The 16,122-nt window shown below is 58.0% G+C and carries 16 protein-coding genes; 5 read left to right on the forward strand and 11 right to left on the reverse strand.

All coding sequences use genetic code 11. The annotated features are described in order from the left end of the window. Positions 1-36: 36 nt before the first annotated feature. Positions 37-1,287, reverse strand: coding sequence for a polyhydroxyalkanoate depolymerase (gene phaZ, locus GFB49_RS15750; RefSeq protein ID WP_153216891.1), 1,251 nt, complete (start codon positions 1,285-1,287; stop codon positions 37-39). Positions 1,288-1,425: 138 nt separating this feature from the next. On the opposite strand from phaZ, the gene GFB49_RS15755 reads away from it, so the two are divergent. The 5 genes from GFB49_RS15755 (at position 1,426) to phaR (ending at position 6,585) form a co-directional block, all read left to right on the forward strand. Beyond that, entirely contained in the window at positions 1,426-3,222 is a 1,797-nt protein-coding gene (locus GFB49_RS15755; RefSeq protein ID WP_153216892.1) for a PHA/PHB synthase family protein, read from the forward strand. Positions 3,223-3,495: 273 nt separating this feature from the next. After that, entirely contained in the window at positions 3,496-3,939 is a 444-nt protein-coding gene (locus GFB49_RS15765; protein ID WP_153216894.1) for a phasin family protein, read from the forward strand. A 199-nt stretch (positions 3,940-4,138) separates the two neighbouring features. Next, the gene (locus tag GFB49_RS15770; protein ID WP_153216895.1) at positions 4,139-5,089 is read left to right on the forward strand and encodes a LysR family transcriptional regulator; all 951 of its coding nucleotides are present in this window, start codon (positions 4,139-4,141) and stop codon (positions 5,087-5,089) included. 86 nt (positions 5,090-5,175) lie between these two features. Then, positions 5,176-5,880 carry an NAD(P)H-dependent oxidoreductase gene (locus GFB49_RS15775; protein ID WP_153216896.1) on the forward strand — a complete coding sequence of 235 codons (705 nt, stop codon included), beginning with the start codon at positions 5,176-5,178 and terminating at the stop codon, positions 5,878-5,880. 153 nt (positions 5,881-6,033) lie between these two features. Continuing rightward, on the forward strand, positions 6,034-6,585 hold the full coding sequence (phaR, locus tag GFB49_RS15780) for a polyhydroxyalkanoate synthesis repressor PhaR (RefSeq protein WP_153217015.1): 552 nt from the start codon (positions 6,034-6,036) through the stop codon (positions 6,583-6,585). A gap of 203 nt (positions 6,586-6,788) precedes the next feature. Here phaR and GFB49_RS15785 read toward each other — a convergent pair whose 3' ends face one another. The 10 genes from GFB49_RS15785 to GFB49_RS15830 form a co-directional block, all read right to left on the reverse strand. Continuing rightward, positions 6,789-8,000: a DegT/DnrJ/EryC1/StrS family aminotransferase gene (locus tag GFB49_RS15785; RefSeq protein ID WP_153216897.1), complete on the reverse strand. Its 1,212-nt coding sequence runs from the start codon at positions 7,998-8,000 to the stop codon at positions 6,789-6,791. Between the two features lie 177 nt (positions 8,001-8,177). Further along, positions 8,178-9,536 carry a glutamine synthetase family protein gene (locus GFB49_RS15790; protein WP_153216898.1) on the reverse strand — a complete coding sequence of 453 codons (1,359 nt, stop codon included), beginning with the start codon at positions 9,534-9,536 and terminating at the stop codon, positions 8,178-8,180. Then, positions 9,536-10,216: a type 1 glutamine amidotransferase gene (locus tag GFB49_RS15795; protein ID WP_153216899.1), complete on the reverse strand. Its 681-nt coding sequence runs from the start codon at positions 10,214-10,216 to the stop codon at positions 9,536-9,538. Before GFB49_RS15795 ends, GFB49_RS15790 begins: the two co-directional genes overlap by 1 nt. Positions 10,217-10,260: 44 nt before the next feature. Then, entirely contained in the window at positions 10,261-11,580 is a 1,320-nt protein-coding gene (locus tag GFB49_RS15800; protein ID WP_153216900.1) for a glutamine synthetase family protein, read from the reverse strand. Positions 11,581-11,674: 94 nt separating this feature from the next. Next, on the reverse strand, positions 11,675-12,481 hold the full coding sequence (locus GFB49_RS15805; RefSeq protein ID WP_153216901.1) for an ABC transporter permease: 807 nt from the start codon (positions 12,479-12,481) through the stop codon (positions 11,675-11,677). A 4-nt stretch (positions 12,482-12,485) separates the two neighbouring features. Beyond that, positions 12,486-13,370 (reverse strand): ABC transporter permease, encoded by an 885-nt coding sequence (locus tag GFB49_RS15810; RefSeq protein ID WP_153216902.1) that lies wholly within the window; start codon positions 13,368-13,370, stop codon positions 12,486-12,488. A 128-nt stretch (positions 13,371-13,498) separates the two neighbouring features. Continuing rightward, the gene (locus GFB49_RS15815) at positions 13,499-14,206 is read right to left on the reverse strand and encodes a transporter substrate-binding domain-containing protein (RefSeq protein ID WP_153216903.1); all 708 of its coding nucleotides are present in this window, start codon (positions 14,204-14,206) and stop codon (positions 13,499-13,501) included. Positions 14,207-14,240: 34 nt separating this feature from the next. Continuing rightward, positions 14,241-15,017, reverse strand: a complete 777-nt coding sequence (locus tag GFB49_RS15820) for an ABC transporter ATP-binding protein (RefSeq protein WP_153216904.1) — start codon at positions 15,015-15,017, stop codon at positions 14,241-14,243. Positions 15,018-15,197: 180 nt separating this feature from the next. Beyond that, on the reverse strand, positions 15,198-15,644 hold the full coding sequence (locus GFB49_RS15825; RefSeq protein ID WP_153216905.1) for a tellurite resistance TerB family protein: 447 nt from the start codon (positions 15,642-15,644) through the stop codon (positions 15,198-15,200). Then, positions 15,641-16,102 (reverse strand): tellurite resistance TerB family protein, encoded by a 462-nt coding sequence (locus GFB49_RS15830; RefSeq protein WP_153216906.1) that lies wholly within the window; start codon positions 16,100-16,102, stop codon positions 15,641-15,643. Before GFB49_RS15830 ends, GFB49_RS15825 begins: the two co-directional genes overlap by 4 nt. Between the last annotated feature and the right edge of the window lie 20 nt (positions 16,103-16,122).

Consider the following 16,122-nt stretch of genomic DNA (forward strand, 5'->3'; position numbering starts at 1 on the left):
TCCTGTGTGGAGGGTCTGTGTGGTGGGCCGCTGCGGTTATTCCGCAGCGACTTTGGTGCGTGAGTTGGCGTTCATGAAGTCGATCACCAGCGGGCGGATATTGTTGCGCCAGCTGCGCCCGGCAAAGATACCATAGTGCCCGGCGTCGGGTTCAAGGTGGCTTGCCTTTTTGCTTTCATCAAGGCCGGTGCACAGATCCAAGGCTGCCACACATTGACCCGGCGCAGAGATATCATCCTTGGCCCCTTCGACGGTTTTGACCGCCACATCGGTGATTTTGCCAATGTCGACCTTGTGGCCATTCACCACAAACTCGTTGCGCGCGATTTCACGATTTTTGAAGATACGCTCAACCGTCGACAGGTAGAATTCCGCGGTCATATCCATCACCGCCAGATATTCATCGTAGAACCGGTTGTGCGGATCGTGGTCAGAAGCCTCACCCTGGGCAACGCGGCCAATTTGGTCCGCGAAGGCTTTGGAGTGACGGTCCATGTTCATGGACATAAAGGAGGAGAGCTGCAGGAGGCCCGGATAAACCTTGCGGCCCACCCCTTTGTATTTGAAGCCAACGCGCTGGATCATGGTCTGCTCCAACTGGCCCATGGTGACGCGGTGACCAAAATCGGTGACATCCGTCGGAGAGGCGTCTGGGTCCACTGGGCCGCCGATCAGCGTCAGAGAGTTGGGCTGTGCCTTGGGGTCTTGCTCTGCCAGATAGGCAGTGGCCGCCAGGGTCAATGGCACCGGCTGGCAGACCGCCACAACATGAATGTCGGGTCCCAGAGCGCGCATGAAATCAACCAGATAGGCGGTGTAATCTTCGACGTCAAACTTCCCTTCGGACACTGCGATATCGCGCGCGTTGTGCCAGTCGGTGATATAGACCTCGCAGTTTTCAATCAGACTTTTGACGGTTGAACGCAGCAGGGTTGCATAGTGGCCCGACATCGGCGCCACCAGCAAAACGCGGCGCGGCTGTTCTTCGCGACCGGAAACATGAAAGTGGATCAGATCGCCAAAGGCGCGTTCCACAACAGTGTTGATCTCGACCACGTGATCCTTGCCATCGGCGCAGGTCACGGTGTGGATGCCCCAGTCGGGTTTGGCGATCATGCGCTGGAAGCTGCGCTCGGTGACTTCGCCCCATGCCGCCATCCAGCTGAGCGCTGGGTTTGGTAAGCCTGCAAAAGCGGGGTAAGATGCCAGTGACAGGGCGGAGGCGCCGAGCCATTGGTTGGTGTTGCGTACGGTTTCCATCATGTCGTACGCCATCATATATCGCATTTGTGTCTCCTTAAGGGGTCACAACCCTAGGTATTTTTCCGTCGTGTCACTTTCACCTTCTCATGGTGGGGTGACTTCGTCGTAGAATACCAAAGCAAGAATTCTGCACAGCAGAAAGACTAGGGGGGAAACCTTAAGATGACAACAAGTGACAACGTCTCAACCGCGACTTCGCCAGAAGCCCTTGAACGACTTAAGGAAAATATGCAGCGGGTCGAGGGATTGTCCAAGCGTCTCGTCCAGGTGATGTCTGTCAAGCCCCACCATAATCCAAGCTTAGATGGTCCGAATCAAAGCCTGTTTGCGCGCGCTGCAAGCGCGTATTGGTCGGAAATGGTGATGAACCCGGCCAAGCTGATGGAACGGCAAGTTGAATTTTGGGGTAAAACAGTTCTGAATTTTGCCGAGGCCCAAAAGAAAGTTCTGCGGCGTGAGGAGCTTGATCTGGAGGGTGCGGACCGCCGTTTTCGGAACCCTTTGTGGGAAAGCAACCCTTATTTCCACTATGTCAAAGAGCAGTATCTGATCAACGCAGAAGCTGTGCGTCAGGCTGTTACCGAGATTGAGGATCTGGAGCCGCTGGATAAGCAAAGGTTGAATTACTTTGCCGACCAGATTGTTCAGATGATGGCACCCACCAATTTTCTGGCAACCAACCCGGACGCGTTAGAGAAGGCGCTCTCCACCGAAGGGCAGTCGTTGATCGACGGGTTGGAGAATCTTGTGGCGGATCTGGAGGCCAACAATGGCGAGCTGGTTGTACGCCTGGCGGATGAGAGTGCGTTTGAAGTGGGCGGCAATATCGCCACCACGCCGGGCAAGGTTGTGTTCCGCAATCGGATGCTGGAGCTGATCCAATACAGCCCCACAACCGAGACAGTGCATGAGACCCCGATCGTTCTGTTCCCGCCCTGGATCAACAAATTCTATATTCTGGACCTCAAGGAAAAGAACAGCCTGGTCAAATGGGTCACCGATCAGGGCTATACGCTGTTTGTGGTGTCTTGGGTCAATCCGGACGAGAGCTTTGCTGATGTGGGCCTGGATGACTATGTGCAGGATGGCTATTTGAAGGTCATCGACGTGGTCAAAGAGATCTGTGATGTGAAACAGATCAATGCGGTGGGGTACTGCATCGCGGGCACCACATTGAACCTGACGCTGGCCCTGCTGAAGAAACGCGGCGACACGTCGGTGAAATCTGCGACCTTCTTTACCACGCTGACGGATTTTGACGATCAGGGCGAATTCACGCCGTTCCTGCAAAATGATTTTGTCGATGGCATCGAAGAGCAGGTGTCCGAAGATGGTATTTTGAAATCCTGGATCATGTCGCGAACCTTCTCTTTCCTGCGCTCCAACGATCTGATCTATGGGCCCGCGATCCGCAGCTATATGATGGGGGAGGCCCCGCCTGCCTTTGATTTGCTGTATTGGAACGGAGACGGGACCAACCTGCCGGGGCGGATGGCCGTGGATTACCTGCGCGGCCTGTGTCAGGAGAACCGGTTTGTCAAAGACGGGTTTGAGATTCTGGGCGAGAAGGTTCATGTCAAAGACGTCACCTTGCCGATCATGGCGATCACCTGTGAAAACGACCATATCGCGCGGTGGAAGGATTGTTACCGCGGGGTGCAGCAGATGGGGTCGCGGTCGAAAACCTTTGTGGTGTCCCAATCCGGCCATATCGCGGGGATCATCAACCCGCCCAGCCGCAACAAATACGGCCACTATGTGAACAAGAGCCTCAAAGGGGATGCGGAGGCCTGGATGGAAGGGGCCGAGTTCCGGGAAGGATCCTGGTGGCCGGTCTGGGCCGAATGGCTGAAGGGGCGATCCGGCAAACAGGTGCCCGCGCGTCTGCCGGGGTCGGTCACCTATCCCGCGCTTGAGGCCGCGCCGGGTCAAAATGTCAAAGTAAAAGCCAGCCTGTAATATCTGTGTCGTCAATTTTGGCTATGATCACTGCGGAGAACGGGGGGATTTGACTCCCGTTCTTCAGGCTCCATTCTGCGAAAATGGAACGCATGCTCGTAAATTCGCCGCAGCGCCCAGATGAAAAAACATCCAATTTATAGGGTTTTACGGAGTTTTTCTGCATTGCAGCATTATTTTTCTTGAATTGCTGCGCTGCAGCATGCATATTGTCCCTGTAACACACAGAGCGGTTTGCAAGCGCCCCGCGATACATCTAGAGGATTAAGACCAATGGCTAAGACCCAAGATTTCACCGCGTTCATGAAAGAAATGATGGGCGCGTTTCCGGTAGACACCGCTGCTCTGGAAGATGCGTTCAAGAACACCGCTGCTCTGAACGAGAAACTGACTGGTGTTGCTCTGGACGCGGCTGAAAAGTCCACCGAGCTGTCCACCACATGGACCAAAGACGCGCTGACCAAAATCGGTGAAATGGCAAAAGCCAAAACCGAGCCTGCAGACTACGCAAAAGCAGCAACCGATCTGGCTTCTGCTTCTGCTGAAACCGCTGCAGAAAACATGGCTGCTTTTGCTGAAATCGCGAAAAAAGTTCAGATGGACACTGTTGAGCTGCTGATGGCGGCTGGCAAAGACATGAGCGAAGAAGCAACCGCTGCTGTTAAAAAGGCCACCGAAGAGGTGACCACCGCAGCGAAAAAAGCGACCACCGCTTAATTCGAACGGCCGCGTTTCGGAACACGCTCTCCTCCCAACCGTTCCGTGCGTGAAGAAAGGACAGGCTGCCGCCTGTCCTTTTTCCGTTTTGGCAGGTCAGCTTGTCTTTTTTGCTGACGTGATGTGTCGCTCTTGTCTTGGCGCAGCAAACCAGATCCAATAGGGGCAAGGTTACACAGCGCAGGGCAACAGCGACCACATGGGGTTAGATCAGAAGAACTTGCAGCTGTTTGACCGGGTGGCTGCATTGGGAGCCATCGGGCGGGCTGGGGCTGAGTTTGGCCTGTCGGCCACCAATGCCAGCGAACGGATCAAAGCGCTGGAGGCCGAGTTGGGCGTCACCCTGTTTCATCGCACCACGCGGGCGGTGACGCTGACGCCAGATGGGGAATTGTTTCTGGGCTATGCTCGCCGGGTTCTTGGCGATCTGGAAGAAGCCCGAACCTTGTTGACCCAAGGGGGCGCGGCCGTGTCCGGCCGGATCAAAGTGACAGCGCCCGCAACCTTTGGAACCAGCCAAATCCTGCCCTATGTGCCCGAGTTTCTCGCCCTTTATCCCGAGGTGAAAGTGGACATCCACTTTAGCGACGCGGTGGTTGATATTGTGAGCGAAGGCTATGATCTGGCCTTTCGGATTGCCGAGCTGGAACCCTCATCGCTCAAGGCGCAGAAAGTTGATGTAAACCCCACCTGGCTGGTTGCGACCCCCTCCTATCTGGCACGGGCAGGGGTGCCGCAGACCCCGCAGGAGTTGGCACATCACAGCTGTCTGCCCTTGGGTGAGCGGCGCAGTTGGCAGCTCAAAGGGCCGGATGGCCAGGTGCATGAAGTGCGTATTGGGGGGGCAGTCCGCTCCAATCTGGGCAATGCGCTGATGGAACTGGCGCTTGCGGATCTGGGGATCTGCAAGATCTCATTGTGGCAGGCGGCGGACCATTTACGGGCCGGACGTTTGGTGCGGGTCCTTCCGGCGTACAGCGACTTGCCTGCGTTGGAGCTGTGGGCGTTGCGCCCGCCCGGCAAGGTGATGCCCGCGCGGGTCAAGGTGTTTCTGGATTTTATCCGGGATCGCATCCGGGCCAAGAACCGGACGCTGGCGGAAAGCTGCAGGTTAATGCAGGCAGACGTCAGTGGTGATAATCCCGTCTGACGGGATTATCATTCCAAAAATCGGCGTATACCCTTGGATAACAGGAATGACTAGCTCTGGGTCATCGAGACACAGGAGTAGAGCCGATGTTGGATCATTCTCAAAAAACCGCCCTGCAGAGCCAGATTCTGGACGCCTATGCGTTCCGTCACGCGACCAAAGTCTTTGACCCGGCGCGTAAAATCCCTGAAGGGGAGTTCAAGACCATTCTGGAAACCGGGCGATTGTCGCCCAGCTCTTTTGGGCTGGAACCCTGGCAGATACTGGTGGTGCAGGATCCCGATAAACGCGCGTTGCTGGAGCCGGTGGCCTGGGGCGCAAATGGCAAGATCAGCGGGACTGATGGGCAGCTGAAGACGGCCAGCCATTTTGTGATTTTCCTGACGCGCACCGGTTCGACCCTGGCTGCGGGCAGCGAGTACCTCTCGACCTTTCTCCGGGAGGTCAAACAATTCCCTGAAGAAAATGCAGCTGGGTTGCTTGCAGCCTATGCAGAGTTCCAGGCGGAGCATTTCGACCTGACAGACGATCGTAAGATCACCGATTGGGCCCGCCATCAGGCCTATATCCCCTTGGGCAATATGATGACCACGGCGGCTTTGCTGGGGATCGACAGCTGCCCGATCGAAGGGTTCGAGATGGCGCCGCTCAGCCAAATCCTGGAGGCGGAATTTGATGTGGACCCGACCGAGTTTCAGCCGGTGGTGATGGCGGCTTTTGGCTATCGCGCCAGTGCGCCGCGGTATCCGCAAACACGGCGTTCCTTGGAACAGACGGTTCGCTGGGTCTGAGGTCTGTATCTTGGAAAGCATAATGTGAATGGCTTCGCTGCGCAGCATCTGAAAATGCTGCGCAGCGAAATCCAATTTCTGCATCTGCACGAGAGGCTTTCTTTTTTGCACATGCTCGCTTAGGGTTTTTAGACCATGCGCGGGGAGAACGATATGGCAGAACAGGAAAAACCGTTGCTGATCAAACGGTACGCAAGTCGCAGGCTTTATAACACCGAGACCAGCGACTACGTGACGTTGGAGGACATCGCAGGGTTTATTCGCGAAGGACGCGAAGTGCAGATTGTGGACCTGAAGACAGGGGATGATCTGACACGTCAGTATCTGTTGCAGATTATAGCGGAACACGAAAGCCGTGGCGAAAATGTGCTGCCAGTGGATGTGTTGAATGATCTGGTGCGCAGTTACATGGTGCCAGGCGGCGGGGTGATGCCGCATTTCCTGCAGTCGTCTTTTGATATGCTGCGCGAGAGCCAGGAAAAGATGATGGAGAACATGAGCGCCATCAATCCCATGGCGCAGATCCCAGGGTTTGAAGCGATGAAAGCCCAGCAGGAAGCGTTCCTGAAAGCGATGACGGGTGGCTTTTCCGGCGGCTGGACCGGAGGCGGTGCGCCAGAAGGCGGGGCTGCGGAAGAAGACGATCTGGACAAGATCAAACAACAGCTGGCAGAGCTGCAGGCGAAATTGTCAAAGCTCTCCTAAACCGCCTGGCGGTTTGTCCACACAGTTAACACAATAGGCAACCGCGGCGAGCTTCAGCTCGCCGCCACGCCCAACGCTTTGTGTGGCAGCTTGCTGCCATGTCAAAGGGGCGGGAGCTCCCGCCTGTTTATGGATGATCAGAGATCACCAACACAGTTGGGCCAAGCGCCGCGCGGATGCGCGGCGCGGGCGCGTGTTCTAGCTTAGGCTGCGGCCTTGTTCGCCAGCGTTTCGTCCATGGCCCCGGTCAGAACCGCAAGAATAGCGTCCAATTCGGGCCGTGTCAGACGAACCGGCAAACGCACGTCACAGGCGTTCATCAGCATGGCGCGGGTTTGGGGCAGCTCAGGCACATCGCCCATAAACTGCCAGTTCCAGAAGGCGCGGGCATTGTCGGTGGAGCGGCCAAAGATCTGGACCTTCACGCCGCGTGCGGCTGAGGCTTCGGAAAACGCCGCGATTTGTGCGTCCGACAAGCCCACCAGATTGAACTGGATGGAATCCGGTGCCCGGCGTTCCGGTGCCAGGGGCGCGGGCACGTGAAACTGCGGATGGGCGTTCAACTGCTCTGCCATATAGTCGTGGTTGGCCAGCCCATCGGTCACCCGGCGCGCGAGTTCCGGGATCTGTGGGCGGATCACCACGGCCGACAGGTTTGACATGCGCAGGTTATAGAGCGGCAGCTGGTTTTGCCATGTGGCAAAGGCATCCGCCAGTTCCGGGTCGTTCTGGCCTTCGGGGCCTTTGTGTTTCTTCCAGTTGTGCTCATACGCGCCGGACATGATCACCGCGCGTGCCACCAGATCGGCGTCATCGGTGACCAGAATGCCGCCTTCGCCTGCGTTGATCATCTTGTAGCTTTGAAAAGAGAAACAGCCCACGCGCCCGATGGTGCCGATATTCTGGCCGTGCCAGGTGGTGCCCAGCGAATGCGCCGCGTCTTCGACCACGGGAATGCCGCGCGCATCACAGAGCGCCATGATCGCATCCATATCCGACGTATGGCCGCGCATGTGGCTGATGATCACCGCTTGGATGGTCTGGTCCAGCTTGGCCTCAAAGTCCACCATGTTGATACGGTAATTGTCGGCCACTTCGCACAGGACTGGCACGCAATCGGCGTGAATGACGGATGACGGGACCGCAGCAAAGGTAAAGCCCGGGATCAGAACCCGTGCGTCGCGCGGCAGGCCAAGCGCTTTGAGCGACAGGAACAGCGCTGCGGAGCAGGAGGACACCGCCAGCGCGTATTTGGTGCCAAGAAGCTTGGCGAAATCCTGTTCAAGCAGGGTCACCGGCGCGTTTTCTGGCGCCGTATAGCGGAACAGATCCCCCGATTGCAGCAGCGCGTCAATCTCGGCGCGGGCGGCTTCTGGGATGGGTTCGGCCTCATGAACGTTGGGAATCTGCTGCATATTTCAAAATCCTGAATTCAGTCTTTCAGAAATGTAAAACAATGGCGGGCGCAAGCCAAGTTAAAGCCGAACACCGCAGAGTGTTTGAGCGATTTTTTGCGGATCTGTTGCGAAAACACCCGCCGCAGCACCAGGAGAGGGCCGCGACGGGTGCGTAATTTGCAAAACCGTTACAAATCAGACGTTCAGCAGGAGATGCTCACGCTCCCAGGGGGAAATCACCTGTAGGAATTCCTCATATTCGGCGCGTTTTACGATGGAGTAGACGCGGGCAAACTCTTCGCCCAGCACCTCACGCAGGTCATGGGCCGCATCAAAGAGGTCCAGCGCCTGGCCCATCACCTGTGGGATGTCACCATCCCCGTCATAGGCGTTGCCTTTAAACTGGCGGCGCGGGCGCTCTTCTTGGGTGAGGCCGAGATAGCCACAGGCCAGCGACAGCGCGATCCCAAGATAGGGGTTGCAATCCATGCCCGCGATGCGGTTTTCCACCCGCCGCGCGGCAGGGCCGGACAGGGGAATGCGAATGCCGGTGGTGCGGTTGTCGCGGGCCCATTCCAGATTGATCGGGGCTGCGTGTTCTTTGACATAGCGACGATAGGAATTCACATAAGGTGCCATCACGGCGAGCCCTGCGGGCAGATGGGTCTGCAGCCCCGCGATAAAGTGATAAAACGCGTCTGTTTCGCCCCCTTGCGGGCCAGAGAAGATGTTTTCGCCGCTTTCCATATCAATCACCGAATGGTGGATATGCATGGCGCTGCCGGGTTCATCCGCGATGGGCTTGGCCATAAAGGTCGCAAAACAATTGTGGCGCAGCGCGGCTTCGCGGATCAGCCGTTTGAAGTAGAAGACCTCATCCGCCAGCTTGACTGGATCGCCGTGGCGCAGGTTGATCTCAAGCTGGCCCGCGCCGCCTTCTTGGGTGATCCCGTCAATCTCGAACCCTTGCGCTTCGGCAAAGTCATAGATGTCGTCGATCACCGGACCAAATTCATCCACCGCTGTCATCGAGTAGGCCTGGCGCGCCGCAGCCGGGCGGCCGGAACGGCCCATCATCGGTTGGATCTCACGTCCCGGATCGGTGTTGCGCGCCACCAGATAGAATTCCATTTCCGGGGCAACCACGGGCTCCCAGCCTTTGGCGCGGTAAAGCTCGACCACCCGTTTCAACACGTTGCGCGGCGAATAGGGGATCGGCGCGCCGTCGCGATCAAAAGCGTCATGGATCACCTGCAACGTCCAGTCCCCGGTCCAGGGGGCGGCGGAAACGGTGGAGAAATCCGGGCGCAGGGTCATGTCTTTTTCGATCCAGCCATCCTCATCCGCGGCATCGGCCCAGTCGCCGGTTATGGTCTGGTAAAAGATGCTGTCGGGCAGATGAAAGTAATCCTGACGCGCGAATTTTGAGGCAGGCACCGCCTTGCCACGGGCGATGCCGGGCAGGTCCGAGATGATGCACTCCACCTCATCCAGGCGCTGATCGCCCAAATAAGCAATGGCGGTGTCGGGGCATTTGGCAATCCAATCGGCCATTACGACCTCACTTTTTTAAAGAAGGCGGCGATGTAATCGGCGATCGCTGCGTTGTTGACGGGTTGGTCCAGGGTGGCGCTGGCGGCGGTCAGCTGTGCGTCGGGCACAACGCCCTGACCGCGGTATGTGATCAGCCCGTCGATAAAGCCTGCGTCAAACTCGGGGTGGGGCTGGATGGTCCAGATGGTATCGCCATAGGCCAGCATCGCGTTTTTGCAGAAATCGTTTTGACCAACCACCGTGGCCCCAGCGGGGCGTTCGACCACCTGATCCTGATGCCAGGCATTCAGCGCAATTGGCTTTCCGTCCAGCTCATATTCGGTGCGCCCGACGGCCCAGCCGCCATCAAACTTCTCAACCCGTCCGCCCAGAGCCTGAGCGATGATTTGATGGCCAAAACAGACGCCCACCATGGGCAGCGCCTTGGCGTGGATGGCGCGGATCAGATCCTCCAGCGGGGGGATCCAGGGCAGATCTTCATATGCTCCGAATTTGGAGCCGGTGATCAGCCAGCCGTCCGCCGCATCCGGACCGGAGGGGAAGACGCCATCGAGAACCGGGTAATTGTCAAAGTCGAACCCATGCCCGGCCAGCAGGCGATAGAACATCTCGTCATAATTGCCGTGGCTTTGTTTCATCTCTTGCGGCGAGTGGCCGGTTTGCAAGATGCCGATTTTCATAGGTCACCAGATTTGATCAAAGGTTTTGGGGGTGTTGCGTCGTGTCATACCGCTTCGAGCAGCGTCTGCCAATGGGAGGCTGTGGGCAGCTGAGCAAAGCTGCGCAGCTCCTGCCCTTTGGTCAGGGCCAGATTGGCGATGGTCTCTGTCGGCAGGATCCGGGCCATCAGCGAGTCCTGGGCGAACCAGGTGATGGCGGTTTCCCAATCGGGCGCAAGCTGCGGTGCATTGGCCACCTGATAGGCGTCGCCGCTGATGGGCGCCGGAGGCTGCATCTGATCCTCGATCCCGACAAGGGCCGCGCCCAGCACGGTGGCAAGCATCAGATAGGGGTTGATATCGCCACCTGCGGTGCGGTGTTCAATCCGGCGCGCCTTGGGCGAGCCACCGGGAATGCGCAGGGCAGCGGTGCGGTTTTCATAACCCCACAGGGCCGCGGTGGGCGCATGGGCGCCGGGCACCAGACGGGCATAGGAATTGGCATGCGGGGCAAAGATCAACGTGCTGGCGGGCATCGCCACCAGACAGCCGGCCACCGCATGACGCAACAGATCCGTGCCGTGATCGCCGCCGTCGTCAAAGACATTCTGCCCGTCCTGATCCACAACCGAGAAATGCACATGCAGGCCATTCCCTGCCTCATCCGCATAGGGTTTGGCCATAAAACTGGCGGCGCAGCCGTGTTTGCGGGCGATGCCCCGCACCAGGGATTTGAACAGAACCGCATCATCTGCGGCGCGTAAAGCGTTCTGGTGGTTGAGGTTTACCTCAAACTGGCCCAAGCCGGATTCCGAAATCGCGGCCTGTGCGGGGATGCCCATGGCAGCACAGCCGTCGTAAAGCTCGGTGAAAAACGCATCAAACGCGTCCAGCTCAGCCAGCGACAGCACCTCTTGATGGGCCAAAGGCCGACCTGTGAGCGGGTTTGCCGGCGGGCAGGGCGCGTCATCGCTGTCGTCGATCAGACAGAACTCCATTTCGGTGCCAGCCATGACCTGCCAGCCGCGCGCTGCAAAGCGGTCGAGCACGGCCACCAGCGCTTGACGGGGGTCACCCAGGAAGGGTTTGCCATCCTCGTGATACATCATCATCGGGATCAAAGCTGTGGGCGCACCCAGCCAGGGCATTGGCACTGCGCCGCGATTGGTGGGCAACAATACGCCATCGGCATCACCGCTTTCAAATACCAGCGGGCTGTCTTCGATGTCGCGGCCAAAGATGTCGACGTTCAATGCGGAAAAGGGCATGCGCACGCCGCCTGACTCCAGCTTGCCCGCTTGGGCGCTGGCCAGACGTTTGCCGCGCCAGATCCCGTTCAGATCAGCACAGGCGAGGCGGATTGTGGAGACATGGCTGAAGTCCATCGATCTATCCCTTGTCTTTTTGCCCCAGCCTAACGGAGCAGGCCGGGGAAGGATAGTGTAATTTGATCAAATTATACCCGATGGCGGCGCTGCATCACCGGATCAGGTTCAATCGCAAGCGCATGCGTGTTTTTTGCGCGTGGGGCAGATGTTTGTTCAGTCGGCGGTTCACGACCCCAAACAGCGAGATCACCACAAGTGTCAGCAGGATGAAGTAAAACGCCAGGATCGGATAAGGGACAAAGGGGTTGAACGTCTTGTCCGCAAAATAGCTGGCGTAGTACAGCGCGTCGCCCTGTTGCCGCCAGGCCGGAAAGCCCGAGAAGAACACCAGCGTGGTTGCGTGGAACAGAAAGATCGCCTCATTCGTATAAGAGGGCCAGGCCAGACGCAGCATGGTGGGCCAGACGATCCGGCGGAAGCGGTTAAACCCTGTGATCCCATAAGCATCGGCCGCTTCCAGATCGTTTTTGGGAACCGAGCGCAGCGCGCCATAGAAGATCTCAGCCGAGTAGGCGGAGGTGTTCAGGAACAGCACAATCAACGCGCCCACGCCTGCTGCTGTAAAAGAGTCAAACAAGGGTGAGACGGATTTGAGGTTCAAAAACACGAAATAGGCAAAGAAGAACTGGATAAACAGCGGCGAGCCCCGAAACAGAAAGATGAACCATTCCGCAGGGCGGCGGATCATGGGGTTAGCCGCGTTTTTGGCAAGGGCCAGAATATTGGCAAAGACAAAGCCAAAGATGATGGCCACAACGCCAAAGTAGATGTTCCACAGCATCCCCGAACCGATCAGGGTGAACTGGTCGCACAGCGTGTATTCCCCACGCGGCAGCAGGCGTTCGCCAAAGCCGATGGAGCGGAAAGCATAGGCCTGGATGGTCTCAAAACAGCTCATGGGTTTACCCTTCCGCTTTGCGCAGGGCTTCGCCCGCCATGGTGGCTTGACCGCGTGACAGGCGGGTGGTGATCCGTGCCAGCACAATTTCAGAGACTTTGGTAAAGCCGAGATAGAACACCAGAAGCACCAGGAAATACCACATGCGCCAGTCCCCATGGGGGTAGTCGGTAAAGCGCGCGTTTTTGGTGCCACCCAGCTCTCGCGCCCAATAGACGATGTCTTCGACCCCCAGCAGGAACAGCAGGGGCGTTGCCTTGATCAGCACCATCCACAGGTTGGACAGGCCCGGCAGCGCATAGACCCACATCTGTGGCAGGAGCACGCGGCGAAACACCTGGCGCGGTGACATGCCATAGGCGGCGGCGGTTTCCAGCTGGGCATGGGGCACGGCCTTCATCGCGCCAAAGATCACATTGGCCGCAAAGGCGCCAAAAACGATGGCAAAGGTCAGAACGGCCAACCAGAACCCATAGATCTCATGGATCCATTGCGGGGCGGTGTTCAGCGGCATTTTGGCCAGATCACAGACCAGAAAATCACTGCCCTGGCGGATGGGCTCCTCCCAGTCCGGGCATTTGACCTTGTGCCGCAGCCATTCAATGCCCTGATCCAGAGCGATGACAAAAAACAGAAAAAACGCAATGTCCGGCACGCCGCGCACGATGGCGATATAGCCTTTGCCCAGCCAGCTGATCGGGGGCACAGGCGCACGGGCCGCAATCGCGCCGCCAAGGCCAAACATCAACGCCGTGGGCGCGGTGACGGCCAGCAGCAGCAAGACGGTGCCAAAAGAGGCGTAAAACGCCATATGCTTGCCCGTGGTCAGATAGCAGCTGAGCCAAGACAGCCCTTCCAGCGTCGAGGGGTCCGTACAATATGCGAACATGAATTTCCTGTTTTCTTGGAGCGGGCCATATCAAATGGCCTGCGGGATCGTCTGACAATGGATGTCACAACAACCAATGTCAGGCCCGCGCGCAGGGGCAGGCCTGACAGATCCTAAGGCGGATCAGATTACCACTGAGAAGAGACTTCCCATTTGGCGATCATTGTGTTGAGCGAGCCATCTTCCTTCATCGAGGTAATGGCTGCGTCAAATTTGGCGCGCAGCGCGTCGTCGGATTCGCGCAGACCAAGGCCCACACCACCGCCGATGGCTTCGGTGCGCTCCAGCATCACCAATTCGCCGTCAACAACGGTGTCCAGGAAGCTCTTGTCGGCCAGAACCGCATCGGCTTCGCCATTGCGCACGGCTGCGACGGTTTCTTCGGGGGTTGCAAATTCAACCACGGTCCAGCCCTGCTCGGCGATGAAGGCCGCCTGGATGGTGGTGGCCTGGGCTGCGATCACGCCGCCTTCCAGATCGACGTCTGCGGACAGCGCGACATAGGCAGATGGATCCGGCGGGGTGTACGCTTGGGTAAAGTCGATCACCTCTTCGCGCTCGTCGGTGATCGACATGCCTGCGATGATGGCGTCATAGTTACCCGAGGTCAGGTTCGGGATGATCGAATCCCATTCGTTGGTGACCCATTCACAGGTCAGCTCGGCGCGTTTGCACAGCTCGTCGCCCAGTTCGCGCTCGAACCCGTCAACTTCGCCCGCATCGTTGAGGAAGTTCCAAGGGGCATAGGCACCCTCGGTGCCCAGACGCACGGTGTCAGCAAAAGCCATAGTGCCGGCAACGGCAGCGATGGCAGTGCTCAGGATCAAAGATTTCATATGTGTACTCCCAGATATTGTTTTCGCTATTGGGTTATCCGTGCCGGGTGGATTTCAAAAACCCCCGCAGCCGTTCGGATTGCGTGTTTGCAAAGACCTGATCCGGGATGCCTTCTTCCTCGATCAGACCTTGGTGCAAGAATACGATATGGGTTGAGATATCGGCGGCCATGTCCATGTCATGGGTGACAATCAACATGGTGCGTCCTTCGCGGGCGAGGTCCTGGATCACTTTGATCACCTCTTGCTCCAGCTCAGGGTCCAGGGCCGATGTTGGTTCATCAAACAAGAGCGCCTCAGGCTCCATGCAAAGCGCGCGCGCAATGGCGGCGCGCTGTTGCTGGCCACCGGAGAGCTGCGCGGGATAGACGTCGCATTTGTCGCCAATCCCCACTTTGTCGAGGTAATGGCGCGCCTTTTCTTCAACCTCGGCGCGGTCGCGGCCCATGACGGTCACCGGCGCTTCCATCACGTTTTCCAAAATGGTCATATGGGACCACAGGTTAAACTGCTGAAACACCATCGACAGGTTGGTACGGATACGGGTGACCTGTTTAGAATCTGCCGGGCGGCGGCTGGCACCGGACCCGGCCCATTTGATCGGCTCACCCTTGAACAGGATCTCACCCTGCTGGCTGTCTTCCAGCAGGTTGCAACACCGCAGCAAGGTCGATTTCCCCGAGCCCGATGATCCAATCAATGAAATCACATCGCCCCGGTTGGCACATACATCGACGCCTTTGATCACCTCCAAATCGCCATAGGATTTATGTAGGCCGCGAATTTCGAGAACAGGAGGTGTTTCGGTCAATTTCTGTGGATCCCCGTGGTGTCAATTCCGACTAATTGGACAAAAAATCCGTAAGAACGCAACCGGGAAACCGGGGACAAGCGGGCGCGTGGAAGCAAATTCCTGAGATAAACCCCTCAAATCCGCAATTTGAGGCACCGCGGTCCGGCATTGACGTTACGTCGCGTTCGCCAAGGGTGTTCAGCTTTGGGATTTTTCAACCCGTTTGCGCGCAGCGGCATTTTGAACGTCATTGATACCCAATAGATTAGAGGCCATGCGCAGCAGCGCGTCCTCTTGGGCGTCGCGTTCGCCATCCGCCAAAGCCACCTGCCACATGGCCTCGATCACAGCGATTCGATCTTCCAGCGCCACCGCGTCCTTGATGGCGCGGGTGAACCGCACCGTATCGGGGGCCTCTGCTTCCAGCCCTTCGGCCTGTTCGCGCAAAATGATCGCACCACCGATGTCCAGCCCATAACGGGCCATTGTGATGCGGTCGATCTTGTCCTTCTCTACCTCGGCATAATTGTGATCCGCCCGCGCGATCCGCACCAAAAGTGCGGTCAGCGCCATCCGCGCGTCGCTGTCATTCAGTGGCTGCGGCGAGGGATCAAGAAGCAGGTTCAGAAGGTCGCGAAATATCATTTGAGTATGTCTTCCGGAAAAAGTTTGGCGCGGGCTTTGGCGCGCGCGCGGGTGTTGTCCTTGACCGAGAGGCCCATGGCCGCACAGGCGTCTTCGACAATTTCGACTTCGCCTTCACGTTCGATGCCATCCGCCAGCACCACCTCCCAAAGGGCATCCAAAGCGGACAGCCGGTCTTCGAGCCCGGTTGTCTCGCGGATCAGACGTCCAAAGGTATCGGTGTCCGGGGCGGCGGCGTGCAGCTTCTCGCAGGTGGCGCGCACTTTGGCGGCCTCGATCGCGTTGTGCTGATACAGTCGGGCCAGGATCCGGTCGATCAGGCTGATCTCTTCCACCTGATAGGCGCGGTCGCCCTGGGCCACCCGCACCAAAAGCGCGCCAAGCGCCAGTTCAGCATCCGGGTCCGGCAATGCGGGCTGGGCCTCTGGACGAAAAGCCTGGAACAGTTTCTTCAACATCGGCATGGGTTAAAACGCCC

Source organism: Tritonibacter litoralis (assembly GCF_009496005.1).
Taxonomy (GTDB): Bacteria; Pseudomonadota; Alphaproteobacteria; order Rhodobacterales; family Rhodobacteraceae; genus Epibacterium; species Epibacterium litoralis.

What these genes read in the sequence shown, in the direction of transcription:
- phaZ (WP_153216891.1), bottom strand. Translation starts at nt 1,287, where the DNA reads ATGCGATATATGATGGCGTACGACATGATGGAAACCGTACGCAACACC.
- GFB49_RS15755 (WP_153216892.1), top strand. Translation starts at nt 1,426, where the DNA reads ATGACAACAAGTGACAACGTCTCAACCGCGACTTCGCCAGAAGCCCTT.
- GFB49_RS15765 (WP_153216894.1), top strand. Translation starts at nt 3,496, where the DNA reads ATGGCTAAGACCCAAGATTTCACCGCGTTCATGAAAGAAATGATGGGC.
- GFB49_RS15770 (WP_153216895.1), top strand. Translation starts at nt 4,139, where the DNA reads ATGGGGTTAGATCAGAAGAACTTGCAGCTGTTTGACCGGGTGGCTGCA.
- GFB49_RS15775 (WP_153216896.1), top strand. Translation starts at nt 5,176, where the DNA reads ATGTTGGATCATTCTCAAAAAACCGCCCTGCAGAGCCAGATTCTGGAC.
- phaR (WP_153217015.1), top strand. Translation starts at nt 6,034, where the DNA reads ATGGCAGAACAGGAAAAACCGTTGCTGATCAAACGGTACGCAAGTCGC.
- GFB49_RS15785 (WP_153216897.1), bottom strand. Translation starts at nt 8,000, where the DNA reads ATGCAGCAGATTCCCAACGTTCATGAGGCCGAACCCATCCCAGAAGCC.
- GFB49_RS15790 (WP_153216898.1), bottom strand. Translation starts at nt 9,536, where the DNA reads ATGGCCGATTGGATTGCCAAATGCCCCGACACCGCCATTGCTTATTTG.
- GFB49_RS15795 (WP_153216899.1), bottom strand. Translation starts at nt 10,216, where the DNA reads ATGAAAATCGGCATCTTGCAAACCGGCCACTCGCCGCAAGAGATGAAA.
- GFB49_RS15800 (WP_153216900.1), bottom strand. Translation starts at nt 11,580, where the DNA reads ATGGACTTCAGCCATGTCTCCACAATCCGCCTCGCCTGTGCTGATCTG.
- GFB49_RS15805 (WP_153216901.1), bottom strand. Translation starts at nt 12,481, where the DNA reads ATGAGCTGTTTTGAGACCATCCAGGCCTATGCTTTCCGCTCCATCGGC.
- GFB49_RS15810 (WP_153216902.1), bottom strand. Translation starts at nt 13,370, where the DNA reads ATGTTCGCATATTGTACGGACCCCTCGACGCTGGAAGGGCTGTCTTGG.
- GFB49_RS15815 (WP_153216903.1), bottom strand. Translation starts at nt 14,206, where the DNA reads ATGAAATCTTTGATCCTGAGCACTGCCATCGCTGCCGTTGCCGGCACT.
- GFB49_RS15825 (WP_153216905.1), bottom strand. Translation starts at nt 15,644, where the DNA reads ATGATATTTCGCGACCTTCTGAACCTGCTTCTTGATCCCTCGCCGCAG.
- GFB49_RS15830 (WP_153216906.1), bottom strand. Translation starts at nt 16,102, where the DNA reads ATGTTGAAGAAACTGTTCCAGGCTTTTCGTCCAGAGGCCCAGCCCGCA.